At 55.9% G+C, this 14,486-nt stretch carries 15 protein-coding genes; 12 read left to right on the forward strand and 3 right to left on the reverse strand.

Annotated features, from left to right (window positions below; genetic code table 11):
- Nucleotides 1-5 precede the first annotated feature (5 nt).
- The 10 genes from folK (at nt 6) to era (ending at nt 8,406) form a co-directional block, all read left to right on the forward strand.
- Nucleotides 6-494, forward strand: a complete 489-nt coding sequence (gene folK, locus PUV54_RS11220) for a 2-amino-4-hydroxy-6-hydroxymethyldihydropteridine diphosphokinase (RefSeq protein WP_274492328.1) — start codon at nt 6-8, stop codon at nt 492-494.
- Nucleotides 495-606: 112 nt separating this feature from the next.
- On the forward strand, nt 607-972 hold the full coding sequence (rpoZ, locus tag PUV54_RS16690) for a DNA-directed RNA polymerase subunit omega (protein ID WP_274492329.1): 366 nt from the start codon (nt 607-609) through the stop codon (nt 970-972).
- Between the two features lie 74 nt (nt 973-1,046).
- On the forward strand, nt 1,047-3,320 hold the full coding sequence (locus PUV54_RS11230; RefSeq protein WP_274492330.1) for a RelA/SpoT family protein: 2,274 nt from the start codon (nt 1,047-1,049) through the stop codon (nt 3,318-3,320).
- Nucleotides 3,310-3,891 carry an orotate phosphoribosyltransferase gene (pyrE, locus tag PUV54_RS11235; protein WP_274492331.1) on the forward strand — a complete coding sequence of 194 codons (582 nt, stop codon included), beginning with the start codon at nt 3,310-3,312 and terminating at the stop codon, nt 3,889-3,891. Before PUV54_RS11230 ends, pyrE begins: the two co-directional genes overlap by 11 nt.
- A complete protein-coding gene (locus PUV54_RS11240; RefSeq protein ID WP_274492332.1) occupies nt 3,888-4,649 on the forward strand; it encodes a pyridoxine 5'-phosphate synthase in 762 nt (253 codons plus the stop codon). Before pyrE ends, PUV54_RS11240 begins: the two co-directional genes overlap by 4 nt.
- Nucleotides 4,650-4,654: 5 nt before the next feature.
- Entirely contained in the window at nt 4,655-5,452 is a 798-nt protein-coding gene (locus tag PUV54_RS11245) for a DUF3658 domain-containing protein (RefSeq protein ID WP_274492333.1), read from the forward strand.
- Nucleotides 5,449-5,847, forward strand: a complete 399-nt coding sequence (gene acpS / locus PUV54_RS11250) for a holo-ACP synthase (protein WP_274492334.1) — start codon at nt 5,449-5,451, stop codon at nt 5,845-5,847. The genes PUV54_RS11245 and acpS overlap by 4 nt, the downstream gene beginning before the upstream one ends.
- 43 nt (nt 5,848-5,890) lie before the next feature.
- The gene (gene lepB / locus PUV54_RS11255; protein ID WP_274492335.1) at nt 5,891-6,688 is read left to right on the forward strand and encodes a signal peptidase I; all 798 of its coding nucleotides are present in this window, start codon (nt 5,891-5,893) and stop codon (nt 6,686-6,688) included.
- A complete protein-coding gene (gene rnc, locus PUV54_RS11260; protein ID WP_274492336.1) occupies nt 6,685-7,383 on the forward strand; it encodes a ribonuclease III in 699 nt (232 codons plus the stop codon). Before lepB ends, rnc begins: the two co-directional genes overlap by 4 nt.
- Nucleotides 7,384-7,473: 90 nt before the next feature.
- Nucleotides 7,474-8,406, forward strand: a complete 933-nt coding sequence (era, locus tag PUV54_RS11265; protein WP_274492337.1) for a GTPase Era — start codon at nt 7,474-7,476, stop codon at nt 8,404-8,406.
- An 18-nt stretch (nt 8,407-8,424) separates the two neighbouring features.
- Here era and PUV54_RS11270 read toward each other — a convergent pair whose 3' ends face one another.
- The gene (locus tag PUV54_RS11270; protein ID WP_274492338.1) at nt 8,425-9,165 is read right to left on the reverse strand and encodes a hypothetical protein; all 741 of its coding nucleotides are present in this window, start codon (nt 9,163-9,165) and stop codon (nt 8,425-8,427) included.
- Between the two features lie 110 nt (nt 9,166-9,275).
- On the opposite strand from PUV54_RS11270, the gene recO reads away from it, so the two are divergent.
- Nucleotides 9,276-10,001 (forward strand): DNA repair protein RecO, encoded by a 726-nt coding sequence (gene recO / locus PUV54_RS11275; protein WP_274492339.1) that lies wholly within the window; start codon nt 9,276-9,278, stop codon nt 9,999-10,001.
- A gap of 475 nt (nt 10,002-10,476) precedes the next feature.
- Here the strand turns inward: recO and PUV54_RS11280 are convergent, their stop codons facing one another.
- Both PUV54_RS11280 and PUV54_RS11285 read right to left on the reverse strand, forming a co-directional pair.
- On the reverse strand, nt 10,477-11,403 hold the full coding sequence (locus PUV54_RS11280) for a hypothetical protein (protein ID WP_274492340.1): 927 nt from the start codon (nt 11,401-11,403) through the stop codon (nt 10,477-10,479).
- Nucleotides 11,400-12,092, reverse strand: coding sequence for a hypothetical protein (locus PUV54_RS11285; RefSeq protein WP_274492341.1), 693 nt, complete (start codon nt 12,090-12,092; stop codon nt 11,400-11,402). Before PUV54_RS11285 ends, PUV54_RS11280 begins: the two co-directional genes overlap by 4 nt.
- A gap of 82 nt (nt 12,093-12,174) precedes the next feature.
- Between PUV54_RS11285 and parC the strand changes: the two genes are divergently transcribed.
- The gene (parC, locus tag PUV54_RS11290) at nt 12,175-14,472 is read left to right on the forward strand and encodes a DNA topoisomerase IV subunit A (RefSeq protein ID WP_274492342.1); all 2,298 of its coding nucleotides are present in this window, start codon (nt 12,175-12,177) and stop codon (nt 14,470-14,472) included.
- Nucleotides 14,473-14,486: the final 14 nt, after the last annotated feature.

The raw sequence follows: 14,486 nt of genomic DNA on the forward strand, positions 1-14,486 counted from the left end.
TATAAATGATATTAATCGCCGCAGGTTCCAATTTGCCTTTTTGCCAGCGTGATTCGCAAGACATCATCGCACTGGCGTTTCGTGCGCTGGAAAGCATTGGATATGTAAGAGCGCGCTCTTCATTTTATAAGAGTCCGGCGTGGCCTGATCACTCCGATCCGCCATTCGTGAACGCGGTCGCTTCGGTTGAGACCGCACTGGCGCCAGAGGCGTTGCTAGCCGCTTTGCATGCCGTCGAAGCTGGCTTCGGGCGGCGGCGCTCAGTACGCAATGCGCCGCGCACCCTTGATCTCGATCTTCTGGCCTATAATGAGATTTGCCGGGAAGAGGATGCCTTGACCTTGCCGCATCGCCGGATTGCTGAACGGGCGTTCGTTCTGGTTCCTCTGTGTGAAATCGCGCCGGACTGGCGCCATCCAGGCACCGGCAGAATGGCGAAATCGCTGCTAGCGGACCTCGATCCGTCCGAAATCCGGCGAATTGGCGAAAAATAGCGGTTTTTTGCGCTGCAGCGCTTGTATCCGGACCCTCGCGGCGATAGATGAGAGGGCTCGCTGCGGCTTTATGCGGCCCCAGCGCAAGATTCTATGCGACTTGGAGAAGTGAATGGCCCGCGTCACCGTTGAAGACTGCGTTGATAAAGTATCGAACCGGTTCGATCTCGTTTTATTGGCGGCTCACCGCGCGCGCGTTCTTTCCTCCGGCGCGCCGCTTCTCGTTGACCGGGACAACGATAAGAACCCCGTCGTGGCATTGCGTGAGATCGCTGATGACGAGTTGAAGCCGGATGAGGTTGAGGAAGATCTCGTGGTTTCGCTGCAGAAACAGGTTGAACTCGATGAAAGCGAAGAATCCGAAGCAGCGCCGGAAAAAGCCGACGCGCCGGAGTTCGATACGCTGACCGAGGAAGACTATCTCAAGGCGATACAGGCGGCGGGCATGACCACGCCGCAGACATTGCCGAAAGGCTAATTCCAGGCCGGCGGTGCTTGGCTGCCGCTAATGACGCCGTTCGGCCTTCTTACATCTTGGATGGCCGAAAGGGTATGGCGGAAAAAAAAGCGGCGGGAGACAGTATAAGCGCTCCCATTCAGCATGAAGAAAACGCCGCGCGGCCGAGCCAACCGATCGGATTTATTCGTCAGGTCGAACTGGTCGACAGGGTCAAAGCTTATGATCCGGATGCTGACGAAGATCTTTTAAACCGCGCTTATGTCTATGCTATGAAAGCTCATGGCGGTCAGATGCGTGCATCGGGCGATCCCTATTTTTCTCACCCCCTGGCGGTTGCCGCTATTTTGACGGAACTTCGCGCTGACCCCGCGACGGTCGCCACTGCGCTGTTGCATGATGTGGTCGAAGACACCGACGCCACCGTTGACGACATCAAGAAGTTATTCGGCGATGAGGTCGCAAGGCTCGTCGATGGCGTCACCAAGCTTTCGCAGATTGAATTGAAAAGCGAAGCCAGCAAACAGGCGGAAAATTTCAGAAAGCTTGTCGTCGCCATGGCGGATGACGTACGGGTCCTGCTCGTCAAGCTCGCGGATCGGCTGCACAACATGCGCACGCTCCACCACATTCCAAAACCGGAAAAACGCCAGCGCATCGCCCATGAGACTATGGAGATTTATGCGCCGCTGGCGGGCCGCATCGGCGTTCACAAAATCCGTGAGGAGCTCGAGGATATTTCCTTCAGGGAATTAAGTCAGGATGTACACGCGACCATCAGCGAACGGCTGGCGGACTTGCAGACCCATTCGATTGGCGGCGTCGTCGAACTCGCCAATGTGTTGCGCGAGCAATTGAACAAGCATGGCATCAAGGCGCAAATCACCAGCAGGGAAAAGCGGCCGTATTCCATCTGGCGCAAGATGACGCAAAAGAACGTCTCATTCGATGAGCTTGCGGATATCTACGCCTTTCGGGTGCTGGTTGACGGAATAGATGACTGTTACGCGGCGCTTGGTGTTATTCATACGAACTGGCGGATGATCCCGACCGAGTTCGACGATTATATTTCAGCGCCTAAGCCCAACAATTACCGATCCATCCATACAGCCGTGATTGGTCCGCCGAGCAGCGACGGCCGCCGCCAGCGCATCGAGATTCAAATTCGGACATTTGAAATGCACGACACGGCGGAACGGGGCGTCGCAGCGCACTGGCAATACAAAGACCCGGGAGATAAGTCCGGTACGAGTGTCGAGATTGTCGCGCGCGGACAATATGATCCGTATGATACGCCGCGCCGGCTGGTGGAAATGTTTCAGACTGGCGAAGACCCTGACGAGGCGCTGCAATACGCCAAGCTGGAACTCTTTCAGGATCAGGTTTTCTGTTTCACACCCAAAAGCCGCGTGATTGCGCTGCCAAAAGGGGCGACGCCGCTCGACTTCGCCTATGCGGTGCACACAGACGTGGGCGATCAATGTATTGGCGCCAAGATCAACGGGGTACAACGTCCCTTGCGTACGCCGTTGAATACCGGTGACGTGGTGGAAATTCTGCGCTCTGATAATGCGCCGGTGCCGGCGGAATGGGAAAGCGTCGCCTATACCGGCAAGGCGCGCAGCGCCATACGCCGCCGCATCAAGAAAATGCAGTATGATGAGCATCTGGCGCTCGGGCGTTCCATTGCAGAGAGTGTTTTCACCGGCGCGCATCTTGAGTTTTCGATTAAAGGCGTGCGCGAAGGGCTAAAGCGTCTCGGCAAGAAATCCGTTGACGACGTGCTCGTCAGCATCGGCCGGGGCGACCTTGCGGTGAATGAATTGGTCGAGGCGGTTTACCCGGGCGCGTCGCTTGAAAGCAGCGGCGAAATTCGTGTCGCGTCTTTGCGAGAATTTAAGCCCCGCGCGGCCATCGCCGGTTTGACGCCAGGCGTGTCGGTGAAAATGGCGCGCTGTTGCACGCCGCTGCCGGGCGAACGCATTGTCGGCATTCGCCAGGGCGATGGCGGCGTTAAGGTGCACACGATTTATTGTGAGACGCTGGCCGAGGAAGACCCGCCACAGGACCGCTGGCTCGATCTTAAATGGCGCGAGCATGACGACGCCGCCACTGCATTTGCCAGGCTGATCGCGACCGTGCGCAATGGACTTGGCGTGTTAAGTGAAATCGCGGGCGTTATTGCGCGATACGGCGTTTCCATCGCTAACATTCGCATCGTTAATCGCTCGAAAGAATTCGTCGATTTCATTCTCGATGTCGAAGTGAAAGACTCACGCCAGTTTGCGCAGATGCTGGCTGGCGTGCGCGCCTCGCCGAATGTTATTCACGCGGACCGGACAGGAGCTGGAGATCACGATGAGCTTTGATGCGCTGAAGGAATTTGAAGAGGCGGGCGCCCTGCAAAAGGGTCACTTTATTCTCTCGTCAGGTTTGCACAGCGACACATACCTGAACAAATCGATTGTCTCCATGTATCCGGATCGGGCGGAGCGGTTGTGTAAAGTGCTCGCTGAAAAGATAAGCGCTGAAATTTCTGACATCGATTATGTGATTTCACCGGCCATGGGCGCGATCATTTATGGATATGAAACAGCGCGTCACCTGAATACGCCATTCATGTTTCTTGAGCGTGTTGACGGTGAATTTCAGTTGCGCCGGGGGTTCGGCATTGAAAAAGGCGCCCGCATCGTCGTGGTGGAGGACATCGTTTCCACAGGACTGTCCGCGCGCGAAGCGATCTCAGCGGTCAGGAAAGCGGGCGGAGAAGTTTTGGCGCTTGGCTGTCTTGTTGACCGTTCCGCAGGGGCTGTTGATGTAGGCGCGCCGATCCTGCCGCTGCTCGAAATGAAAGTGGAGGCGTGGGAACCCGATGATTTGCCAGCGCATCTGAAAGATGTGCCGGCCGTCAAGCCCGGCAGCCGCGGGGTCAGCCAGTGAGTGAAAAGAAACCCATTCGTCTCGGCGTGAATATCGATCACGTGGCGACCATCAGGAATGCACGCGGCGGCGCCCATCCTGACCCGGTGCGGGCGGCGCATCTGGTCGCTTCGGCGGGCGCCGACGGCATCACCGCCCATTTGCGCGAGGACCGGCGCCATATCCGCGATGACGACATGCGCCGGCTGAAAGAAGAGCTCGACCTGCCCCTTAATTTCGAAATGGCGGCGACGGCGGAAATGCTTCAGTTATGCATCGATGTCGGGCCGCATGCCTGCTGCATCGTGCCGGAAAACCGCAACGAGCGCACGACCGAGGGCGGTCTTAACGTCGCCGGGCAGCATAATTTTATTGCGCCATTTGTGCGTGAGCTGAACGATGCAGGGATACGCGTGTCGTTATTTGTCGATCCTGAAGCTGAACATATCGAAGCGGCGAAGTCGGCGGGGGCGTCGGTCATCGAAATTCATACGGGCGCCTATTACGAAGCCGCCGCCGCGACGGAACCAAAGCGCATTGCCGCAGAGTTTGAAAAGATAAAAGCTTCAGCAGAGCTTGCTGACAGGATTGGTCTGGAAGTCCACGCCGGTCACGGTTTGACGTTTCACAACGTACAGCCTGTTGCTGCGCTGCCGCAGATTGTCGAACTCAACATCGGACACTTTCTGGTAGGCGAGGCGGTGTTCATGGGGCTCGCCGACGCAGTCAAGGAAATGAAACAGCTGATGCAGGATGCACGCACCGGCGGGCACTACTGAAGTTTATGGAAAGCGTTCATATTGTTTTCAGCCATTCGGCAGCGGCTGGGTTGAGAGAGGCGCTGACGAGCGCCGGAACTGAAGAAAAAATTATAAATTGTTGGGGCGACTACCACGCTGGCCCACTTGCCGTATCATTAGATGAAAGACTGAATTGGCTTTGCGCAAACTATTATGATGTTGGTGATGGTGATTCTGAATTGCGTGATGAATATAAGAAACGGCATTCGTGGATGTCAGAAATAGCTTCGAATAGTATGGCGCGAAAAATAATCTGGTATAGTAAAGTTTGCGCTAGAGATTATTGCGGTTATCTAAATTTCGTAACGCTTGCTCAAGAAGGTTTCGATTTGCTTCAATCTGTTGATCTAGCCACTGCTCTCCCCAAAGAAAATGCGCGTAAGGCGCTGAGTGTTGGATGGGCATTGCCCCGTTATCTTTTACAGGCATCATCTTTTCGTTGCTCAATTTCTGAGGATGAATTGCGCAATGCTTCAGCTGTGTGGGGGAAAATGAAAAAAGAAAATAAGGCGTTGCGTGTGTTTACAAACGACGGGTTGATTTCGGCAGAGGTTGATTTTTTTGATGAGGCAATTCTGGACTTTGTCACAAATCAGTACCAGCGGGCACCGTATGTTATTGGCAATGTCCTTGGATACGTAGACGCACAAACAGCCTTCACTCAATCAAATTCTGACTTTTTTTACTTTCGTCGTCTCAAGGAATTACACAAGCAAGGCCGAGTCATTTGGCGAGGCGGCTTTGAGAATATGAGGGACGCAGCTGTGCGTTTGGCCTCATGATCATCGGCATCGGCAATGACATCATCGATATCCGCCGGGTGGAAAAAACACTTGAAAAACATGGGCAGCGGTTCACCCATCGCTGCTTTACGGAGATTGAGCGGGCGAAGTCCGACAAACGCCGGTTGCGCGCCGCCTCCTACGCCAAGCGATTCGCGGCGAAAGAAGCCTGCGCCAAGGCGCTGGGGACGGGGCTGTCGCGCGGTGTTTTCTGGCGGGATATGGGGGTAGTTAACCTTCCCGGTGGCAAGCCGACCATGGCGCTGACTGGCGGAGCGGCTGAAAGACTGGCCCAAATCACCCCCGACGGCCATGAGGCGGCCATTCACCTGACCATTACCGACGATTTTCCCATGGCCCAGGCCATTGTCATCATCGACGCACAGGTTAAATAAGAGAGTTCAAGACCGGGGCGGGCAACAACAAGGTATCAGGCGTATGGCGGAAGCAGAGCATGGCGGCGTAAAGGCTGCGACGATAAAGGCAGACCAGAAAATGACCCCCGCCGAAGAAGCCTGGGATCTCGCCAAGACGGTGTTTTTCGCGGTTTTGATCGCGCTGGTGCTGCGCATCGTCATTTTTCAGCCGTTCAACATCCCCTCGGGCTCCATGAAGCCGAACCTGCTGGTGGGCGATTTCCTCGTCGTCTCAAAGCCGACCTTCGGCTATTCCACAGCGTCGCTGGTTTATCCACTGACGCGCATGCCCATGGAGGGACGCATCCTGCAAGGGGCGTCGCCCGTTCGTGGTGATGTCGTGGTTTTCAAAAACAAGAAAGACGGCAACAAGGATTACATCAAGCGCGTGATCGGATTGCCCGGCGATCACATTCAGATGATCGGCGGCCTGTTGCACATTAATGGCGAGCCTATCGACAAGGAATTCGTCATGATCGGCAAGGGCGTTTGCGGCGGCGGCGACGGCCCGATGTATCGCGAAACCATGGATAACGGCACATCGTACATGGTGCAGGAATGTTCAGGCGATCAGGGCGCGCTCGACAATGTCGGTCCTTATCAGGTGCCGGCCGGTCATTATTTCATGATGGGCGACAATCGCGACCAGTCACAGGACAGCCGCGTTTATTCGCAGGTTGGTTATGTGGCCGAGGACGATATGGTCGGCCGTGCTGAGCGGCTATTCTTTTCCGTAGACGGACAAAAGACAAGATTCTGGACGGTGTGGAACTGGCCTATGGCCATCCGCTATGGCCGCATCCTCGACCCCGTTGAATGACAAACGAAGACTACGCGGCGCTGGAACAACGCATCGGATATGAATTCGCCGAGCGTTCATTGTTAAAACGCGCGCTTACCCATTCCAGCCTTTCCGGCGGCGAGGCCCCAGTGAAAGACCTGGAGCGGCTTGAATTTCTTGGCGACCGCGTGCTCGGCTTGCTTACCGCTGAAACCCTGTGGCGAAAATATCCTGACTATGACGAGGGAGAAATGGCGCCGCGCCTCAACGCGCTGGTGCGCAAGGAAACCTGTGCGAAGGCAACGCTTCATTTCGGTGTTGATCAGTACATCTTAATGTCTGAGTGGGAGGACAGCGCCGGGGGACGCAAGAAAAAAGCAATCCTCGGCGATGTGATGGAAGCGCTTTTGGGCGCGCTTTACATTGACGGCGGACTGAAAGCGGCGCGCGCGCTTTACGATCAGTTCTGGACGCCCAATCTCGAAAACCTTTCCAAGCTGCATAAAGATCCTAAAACCGCGCTGCAGGAATGGACGCAGCGCAAAGCGCTTGGCGTGCCTGATTACGAAGTGATCGAGTCAGAAGGTCCGGCCCATGCGCCGGCGTTCACGATTGAGGCTCAGGTCAAAGGCAAAAAGCCGACGCGCGGCGAGGGAAAATCGAAACGCGCCGCACAGATGGAAGCCGCGCGTGCGTTTTTAATCCGTGAAAAAGTGTGGTCGGAAGATGAGTGATCAACGTTGCGCCGTCATTGCCGTCATCGGCGCGCCCCCCGACCGCGAAGGCGGTCAAACCTTAAGGCGTTGGGAGCAGGGGTAGTCGAAATGGTTGAGAATACCCAATGCGCTGTCATTGCCGTGATAGGCGCTCCCAACGCAGGCAAGTCCACATTAGTGAATGCGCTTGTGGGCGCGAAAGTTTCCATCGTCACACAAAAAGTGCAGACGACGCGGGCGCGGGTGCGCGGCATTCTCACTGAAGAGGAAACGCAGCTCATTTTTATCGATACGCCCGGCATTTTCTCACCGCGACGCCGGCTCGACCGCGCCATGGTTGCAGCGGCGTGGGACGGGCTTGACGGCGCCGATCAGATATTGCTGCTTATCGATGCGCCGGCGTATCTCGCCGGTGAAAGCGAGAAAGGCGCAGCCGGCAAATCCCGCGCTGACGCCGAGCGTATCATAGAAGGGTTGCAGAAAACGGGCGCCAAAACCGCGCTGGCGCTTAACAAGATTGACGATCTCGCCCGGCCAAAACTATTGGCGCTGGCGCAAGAGTTGAACGAGGCGGACGTTTTTTCCGACATCTTCATGATCTCGGCGCAGAACGGCGACGGCCTTAAAGACCTCAAAACATTCCTCATGGAAATGGCGCCGGCGGGCCCCTGGCTTTATCCGCAAGATCAGATTTCCGATATTTCCGACCGGTTGATGGCGGCGGAGGTGACGCGCGAGAAATTATATCTGCGTTTGCATCAGGAACTTCCCTACGACTCCACGGTCGAAACCGATAGCTGGAAAGAAACCAAGTCCGGCATTCGCATTGACCAGACAATTTATGTGGCGCGCGATAGCCAGAAACCCATTGTGCTCGGCAAGAACGGTCAGACCTTAAAGGTGATCGGCAAGGCCGCACGCGAGGAATTGACCGAACAGCTCGGCACGCCCGTTCATTTGTTCCTGCACGTCAAAGTCCGCGAAGGCTGGGACGAAGAAGCGGCGAGACTGCGCGGGCTGGGTCTCGACGCGGTGGAGTGATCGAAGTTAGGCTGTGCGTTAGAATTTAATCAAACCACTGGTGAATTCGTTTACAAATATTTGGACATCCGATTTTTGAGCGTGTTCTTCTAGTCGCGGAAAGCCACCCCATCGAAAAGCCAAACGCAAATAATCGAAAAACGGTAGCTCATGTCGTTCGTGAGCAAAGGTGGGATCTGGATTTTTCGCAGGAAGATATATAGCGTACGCGTCACCGCCGCTAATATTTGCTTTGTGTAGATAGTCTGGAGCTAGGTCCAAGCGGTATTGGTCATGTTGCAGACCTGTCACAAAATGGTGCTCTCCGGAATCCCATTCGCCTATTTGGTACGCTACGAACTGTGGAGAAGATACGCATAGTGGATCCATCTCATCGATTGATAAGCCCAAACCTAGATCAGGACATTCCACTTTCGACTCGTAATTCCAAATCCAATTTATACCACCAACAATATTCCAGAACGCTTCGAAAGAAACAGGAAGAGAGTGGCCGCTAATCTCTACGATCCTATCAATAAGAAGTTGATCTTCATGGGATGGAGGTGTTCTCAAGGAAGAATACCCGAGGTCAAGCGGTTCCCAACCCAATGTTTTAAGCCTTTTAGTGAGCAAATCAGCATTCTGAGCAACCCGCTCCATCGTTGCACTAGCAACTCCCAATACATCTCTATTTTCTTGCGCTTCGGCATTTGTAAGTTGGCGGATTTCATTCCACACAAGCTCATGCTCACCATCAAGATATCTAGATAATAAGGACATTTAAAACGCTCTATGGCCAAACAGTTTAAAGCAATTTGATATTGAATATAAGGCAAGGCAGCAAATGAGACTATCCTTGACATATTTATGTAAACCGCAATCTTGCCTGAATGAACTTCACCGATGCCGGCATTGTTCTTGACGCGCGCGCCCATGGGGAGACTCATGCGGTGGTTGATGTGTTTACGGAGCATCACGGCCGCTGGGCGGGTCTTGTTTATGGCGGGCAGGGTCGCAAGATGCGCCCGCTGTTGCAGCCCGGCAATGAAGTGGCTCTTGAATGGAAGGGGCGCGGCGAGGATACGCTCGGTCATTTCACGCTGGAGATGGCGCATGCACGTGCGGGAGAGGCCATGGGCGAGCGTTTGTCGCTCGCCGCGCTTTCCGCCGCCTGCGCCGTGGCGCGCGAAACGCTCCCCGAACGCGAGGCGCACAAACGCGCCTATACCGCCATGGCGGTGCTGCTCGCCAATCTTGATGACGTTGATGTGTGGCCGGCGTTGATGGCGCGGTGGGAGTTGGGGTTGCTCGCTGAACTCGGCTTCGGCCTGACGCTCGACCGGTGTGCGGCCACCGGCGAACGCGACAATCTGATTTACGTCTCGCCGCGTTCGGCCTGCGCCGTTTCCGCTGAAGCCGGCGAGCCTTACAAGGACAAACTGCTGCCGCTGCCGGCTTTCCTGCGCGGCGCGTCGGTTGAGGCGTCTCTGTCAGAAGCGATTGAGGCGCTGACGACGACCGGGCATTTCATCGAAACGCGCATCCTGCATCTTGCGAACAAGCAACTGCCCGAAGCGCGCCTGCGCGTAGTTGAGTTGCTGTCGGCGGCTGGCTAGTTTCTTTGCAGAGTTTTTTATTTGGCAATGTCCGCTCACCCCGGCGAAAGCCGGGGCCCAGTCACGCAAAAACGCCTGTCTTCGCCAGACAATCTTTATTGTTTTTACTGGATCCCGGCTTTCGCCGGGATGAGCGGGGAGGGAACCGCCAGCGTTCAATCTGATTGCCTGCGTGTAGCGACAAGTATGGCGCGAGCACGAATGCGCACAAGCTACAGGCGAAACGCGCGCTTCAAAATACATCTTATCTGATGAAAATCGCGCTCTAGCCCGCATTCGGTGCGTACTTATCCACGACTTTCCCGACGCGCTTATACTTTTTCATAGCCTGAATCCGACTTGCGCCGCCCCGCGCGGCATAACAGGCGCTCGAATGAAAGGAACGACAAAATCCATGCCCAGGGAAGTTGTACAAAAACGTTCTGCAGCCCAGCGGCGGCGGCGTTTCAACAACGCGGTAGCGCTGTGCAACGTTTCAAACGGACAGAAGCGAAGCGATTTTTTTCGCCGTGCGTTCGCCATTCGATACGCCGTTGACCAGTGGCCGGCCGAAATATCCCTTGACGCCGGCGTGGATCATGTCCGGCATGACGTGTTTGACGATGCGTCCTTCGCGTTTGGCGGCGTTCCAGTCGGAGTAGGCCGCAGCTTTCCAGCGGTCAGGAAACAGCACCGCGCCAAAACGCTGAATGTTGTCGCCGTCGCCCATGATGTGATGATAGGTCCGCACATATTTAAGGCCGGGGTCCGAGGCGACGACGCCGCCAAGGCCGATGACGTCGATGGGCGCGCCGATACGCGCGCGCAAAAACGCGGCCGCGCCGATGGCGACCTGCGCGCCGCCGGAATAGCCGATGATGGCCACCGGCGCGCCCGAACCGCGCACATATCCGGCATCAGCAAGGGCGTCTTCGATCACTTTCGCCGCGCCCTGGTTGAAAATCGGGCCATAGCGCCGGTCGGCGGAAACCATGACCTGATATATGTTGCGCAAATTGGTCAGCACGGAAAGGAAAGTGCGCCGCTCGCTGAGTTTGAAAAACTGCACGCGCCGCCAAAGCTGGCCGAACAGCCGTGGCGTTTCCAGAAGCGGCGCCCCGCTTGGCGAATAGGGAAAGACATCGCTGATGATCGTCGCATCAGGCAATTCGGAACGGAGTTTTCGAATGAATACTGTCTCGCGCGGGAGAAGAAATCGCCCCGACAACGATGCGACGCCGGAGAGATATACAACATAACGCCGTTCCGCGCCGTCACGGTGCGGCGGTGCGGCGGGATGTTCAATTTCATCTTCGGTCCAGCCGGCCCACCAGCTCAAGGTTTCGATGGGCGCCAGTGCGGCGGTGAGCATCAACGCAAAAGCGCCGACGAGAAAAACCGTGAACAGCAGCGAAGAGATCATCGTCTTTTCTCTCCGCTTTTTTTCTCTCTACTGAGCAGTTCGGCCAGATCATCGATGATTTGTTGCGGCGAGCGGTCAAGCGGCGAACCGATAATCGCATGGCGCAACCTGCCTAGCGGTGTCGCCAGCGCATGACCCAGCCAGGAACGAATGCCGTAGGAGAGCGCCCAGCCGACGCCGCCGCAAAACACCGCCGCCGCAAGCGGCAGATCGAGCCCAACATGCAGTCCGAAGATCGCCAGCGTCATCGCCCAGACTTCAAGAATGTTGCCGAGGGCGAGACCGAAATAGGGCGCAATCGCAAAAACGCCGAACAGCCGCGGCGCGAAAGCAAGGGAAACGATGCCGGTTACGGCGCCGATCTCCCCCGGACTCAAAGTCCCCACACGGGTCAGCGGCGCGACGGCGATAGCGGCCGCGCCCCATGCAACGGCGGTGATGACATAGGTGAGGCCAGTGAACGCAAGGCTCGCCAGAAACCGGTACAGAGCGACCCGGTTGACGACGAGAATGACGGATTGACCGAGCATCTCCGATACGCCGGCAAGAAAGGCGATGATCAGCGCCGCCGTTTGCCCCTCCGCAGAGGAAGCCGCCCTCAGAAACGCATCTGTGGAAAACCCGATCGCACCCCAGGCGAGCTCCATCAGGAACAGGGGAAAGGTCAGAATATCGGCGATAAAACTCATATCTCCATGCCCCATAGCCGAAGCCGCTTATGGGGCAAAGTGAAGGCTGGCGAGGCCTCGCGATTCTGCTAGAGACAGGTTCATGAAACGTACGAAAACCAAAACCGCCAAGAAAAAATCGACGAAATCAGCAGCGCCGACAAAACCGGAAGACATTTTTCTGGAACCGTTCGACGAGGCGTTGTCGCAGCGCTATCTCGCCTATGCGCTATCTACGATTACCTCGCGGGCGCTGCCGGATGTGCGTGATGGACTAAAGCCGGTTCACCGGCGCATTCTTTACGCCATGCGCCAGATGAAGCTGGCGCCGACAGGCGGGTTCAAAAAATCGGCGAAAGTCGTCGGCGAGGTGATGGGTAATTTTCACCCCCACGGCGATCAGGCGATTTACGACGCCATGGTGCGACTGGTGCAGGATTTTTCCGTCCGCGTGCCGCTTGTCGACGGGCAGGGCAACTTCGGCAATATCGACGGCGATAACGCTGCGGCCATGCGCTATACCGAAAGCCGGCTGACGGCGGCGGCGCAGCTTCTCCTCGACGGTATCGATGAAGACACGGTCGATTTCCGTGAAACCTATGACGGTGAAGGCAGGGAACCGGTCGTTCTGCCGGCGGCGTTCCCAAACCTGCTCGCGAACGGCGCCAGCGGGATCGCTGTTGGCATGGCGACATCTATCCCGCCTCATAACCCGGCGGAACTGATCGATGCATGCTTGCATCTCATCAAGACGCCGAAAGCGCGTACAGAAACGCTGTTGAAATATGTAAAGGGGCCCGACTTCCCCACTGGCGGCGTTTGTGTCGAGGATGCCGCCGCCATGGAAGAAGCCTATGCGACGGGGCGCGGCGGCTTCCGCGTGCGGGCGCGCTGGGAAACGGAAGATTTAGGCCGCGGAAAGTATCAGATCGTTGTTACGGAAATTCCCTATCAGGTTCAGAAGTCAAAACTGATCGAAAAGATCGCTGAGTTGATGCAGGCGAAAAAACTTCCCGCGCTTGCTGATATTCGCGACGAAAGCGCGGAGGATATCCGTCTGATCCTTGAGCCGAAAACGGGCAACATCGAACCGGCGGCCCTGATGGAGTCGCTGTTCAAGGTTTCCGATCTGGAATCGCGTTTTTCACTCAATATGAACGTTCTTGGCGCCGACGGCGCGCCGCGCGTGATGGGCCTGCGCGATGTCCTTCAGTCCTATCTCGATCACCGAAAGGAAGTGCTGGTTCGCCGCACCAACTTCCGTCTCGACAAGATCGCCAAGCGGCTGGAAATTCTTGACGGTTTCCTGATCGCTTATCTCAACCTCGACGAAGTGATCCGCATCATCCGCTATGAGGACGATCCAAAAGCGGAGTTGATGAAAACGTTCAAGCTGTCGGATGTGCAAACCGAAGCGATCCTCAACATGCGCCTTCGTTCACTGCGCAAGCTTGAAGAAATGGAGATCAAGAATGAGCACAAGGATCTCAAAGCGGAACAAAAAGCGCTGAAGGCTTTGCTGAAATCCGACGACGCGCAATGGAAAAAGATTAGCGAGGAACTTAAAGACGTTCGCAAAACCTTTGATCCGAAATCCGATCTTGGCCGTAGACGTACGGATATTGCCGATGCGCCGGATATTGAGGAAATCGATCTTGACGTTCTGGTCGAAAAGGAGCCCGTCACTATCGTTATCTCTGAAAAGGGGTGGGTGCGGACCATGAAGGGTCATGTGGAGGATGCAAAGTCGATCAAATATAAGGAAGGCGACCGCGAGCATTTTATTGTGCATGCGCAAACCACTGACAAACTGATGTTGTTTGTCACCAATGGAAAATTTTATGCGTTAGACGTTTCAGCGCTGCCGGGCGGGCGTGGTCATGGCGAACCGATCCGTCTGATGGTCGATATGGGCAACGATGATGCTGTGGTTGCTGCATTCATGTTCAAGGGCGGGCGTAAATTTCTTGTGGCGTCATCGTCCGGGCATGGCTTTATCGCACCGGAAGATGAGTGTCTTTCCAACACGCGCAAAGGCAAGCAAGTGTTGAATGTGCCGGCGGGCGCGGAAGCCGCCGTCTGTCGTCCGGCGCCGGCGAAAGTTGGAAAAGACGATATGCTTGCGAGTGTTGGCGACAACAAGAAATTTCTGGTGTTTCCTGCCGACGAGTTGCCTGAAATGACGAGAGGCAAGGGCGTCGTGATGCAAAAATTCCAGAAGGGCGGACTTTCCGACGCGAAGCTCTTTTCGAAAAAAGAAGGCCTCAACTGGACCGACCGGTCGGGGCGCGTGCAGACTATTGATGACTGGAAATCATTTGTAGGAAAGCGTGCGCAGGCAGGGCGCATCGCGCCGAAAGGGTTTCCGACGTCGAAGAAATTTGGCGCCGATACGGAATAAGATAGTATTCGCCT

This window comes from Hyphococcus flavus (assembly GCF_028748065.1).
GTDB classification, from domain to species: domain Bacteria; phylum Pseudomonadota; class Alphaproteobacteria; order Caulobacterales; family Parvularculaceae; genus Hyphococcus; species Hyphococcus flavus.

Bases quoted from the DNA above. Each gene is read 5' to 3' on its own strand.
- lepB (WP_274492335.1), top strand. From the start codon at position 5,891: ATGGCGGAAGCAGAGCATGGCGGCGTAAAGGCTGCGACGATAAAGGCA.
- era (WP_274492337.1), top strand. From the start codon at position 7,474: ATGGTTGAGAATACCCAATGCGCTGTCATTGCCGTGATAGGCGCTCCC.
- folK (WP_274492328.1), top strand. From the start codon at position 6: ATGATATTAATCGCCGCAGGTTCCAATTTGCCTTTTTGCCAGCGTGAT.
- PUV54_RS11280 (WP_274492340.1), bottom strand. From the start codon at position 11,403: ATGATCTCTTCGCTGCTGTTCACGGTTTTTCTCGTCGGCGCTTTTGCG.
- rnc (WP_274492336.1), top strand. From the start codon at position 6,685: ATGACAAACGAAGACTACGCGGCGCTGGAACAACGCATCGGATATGAA.
- PUV54_RS11285 (WP_274492341.1), bottom strand. From the start codon at position 12,092: ATGAGTTTTATCGCCGATATTCTGACCTTTCCCCTGTTCCTGATGGAG.
- acpS (WP_274492334.1), top strand. From the start codon at position 5,449: ATGATCATCGGCATCGGCAATGACATCATCGATATCCGCCGGGTGGAA.
- pyrE (WP_274492331.1), top strand. From the start codon at position 3,310: ATGAGCTTTGATGCGCTGAAGGAATTTGAAGAGGCGGGCGCCCTGCAA.
- PUV54_RS11245 (WP_274492333.1), top strand. From the start codon at position 4,655: ATGGAAAGCGTTCATATTGTTTTCAGCCATTCGGCAGCGGCTGGGTTG.
- PUV54_RS11230 (WP_274492330.1), top strand. From the start codon at position 1,047: ATGGCGGAAAAAAAAGCGGCGGGAGACAGTATAAGCGCTCCCATTCAG.
- PUV54_RS11270 (WP_274492338.1), bottom strand. From the start codon at position 9,165: ATGTCCTTATTATCTAGATATCTTGATGGTGAGCATGAGCTTGTGTGG.
- rpoZ (WP_274492329.1), top strand. From the start codon at position 607: ATGGCCCGCGTCACCGTTGAAGACTGCGTTGATAAAGTATCGAACCGG.
- parC (WP_274492342.1), top strand. From the start codon at position 12,175: ATGAAACGTACGAAAACCAAAACCGCCAAGAAAAAATCGACGAAATCA.
- recO (WP_274492339.1), top strand. From the start codon at position 9,276: ATGAACTTCACCGATGCCGGCATTGTTCTTGACGCGCGCGCCCATGGG.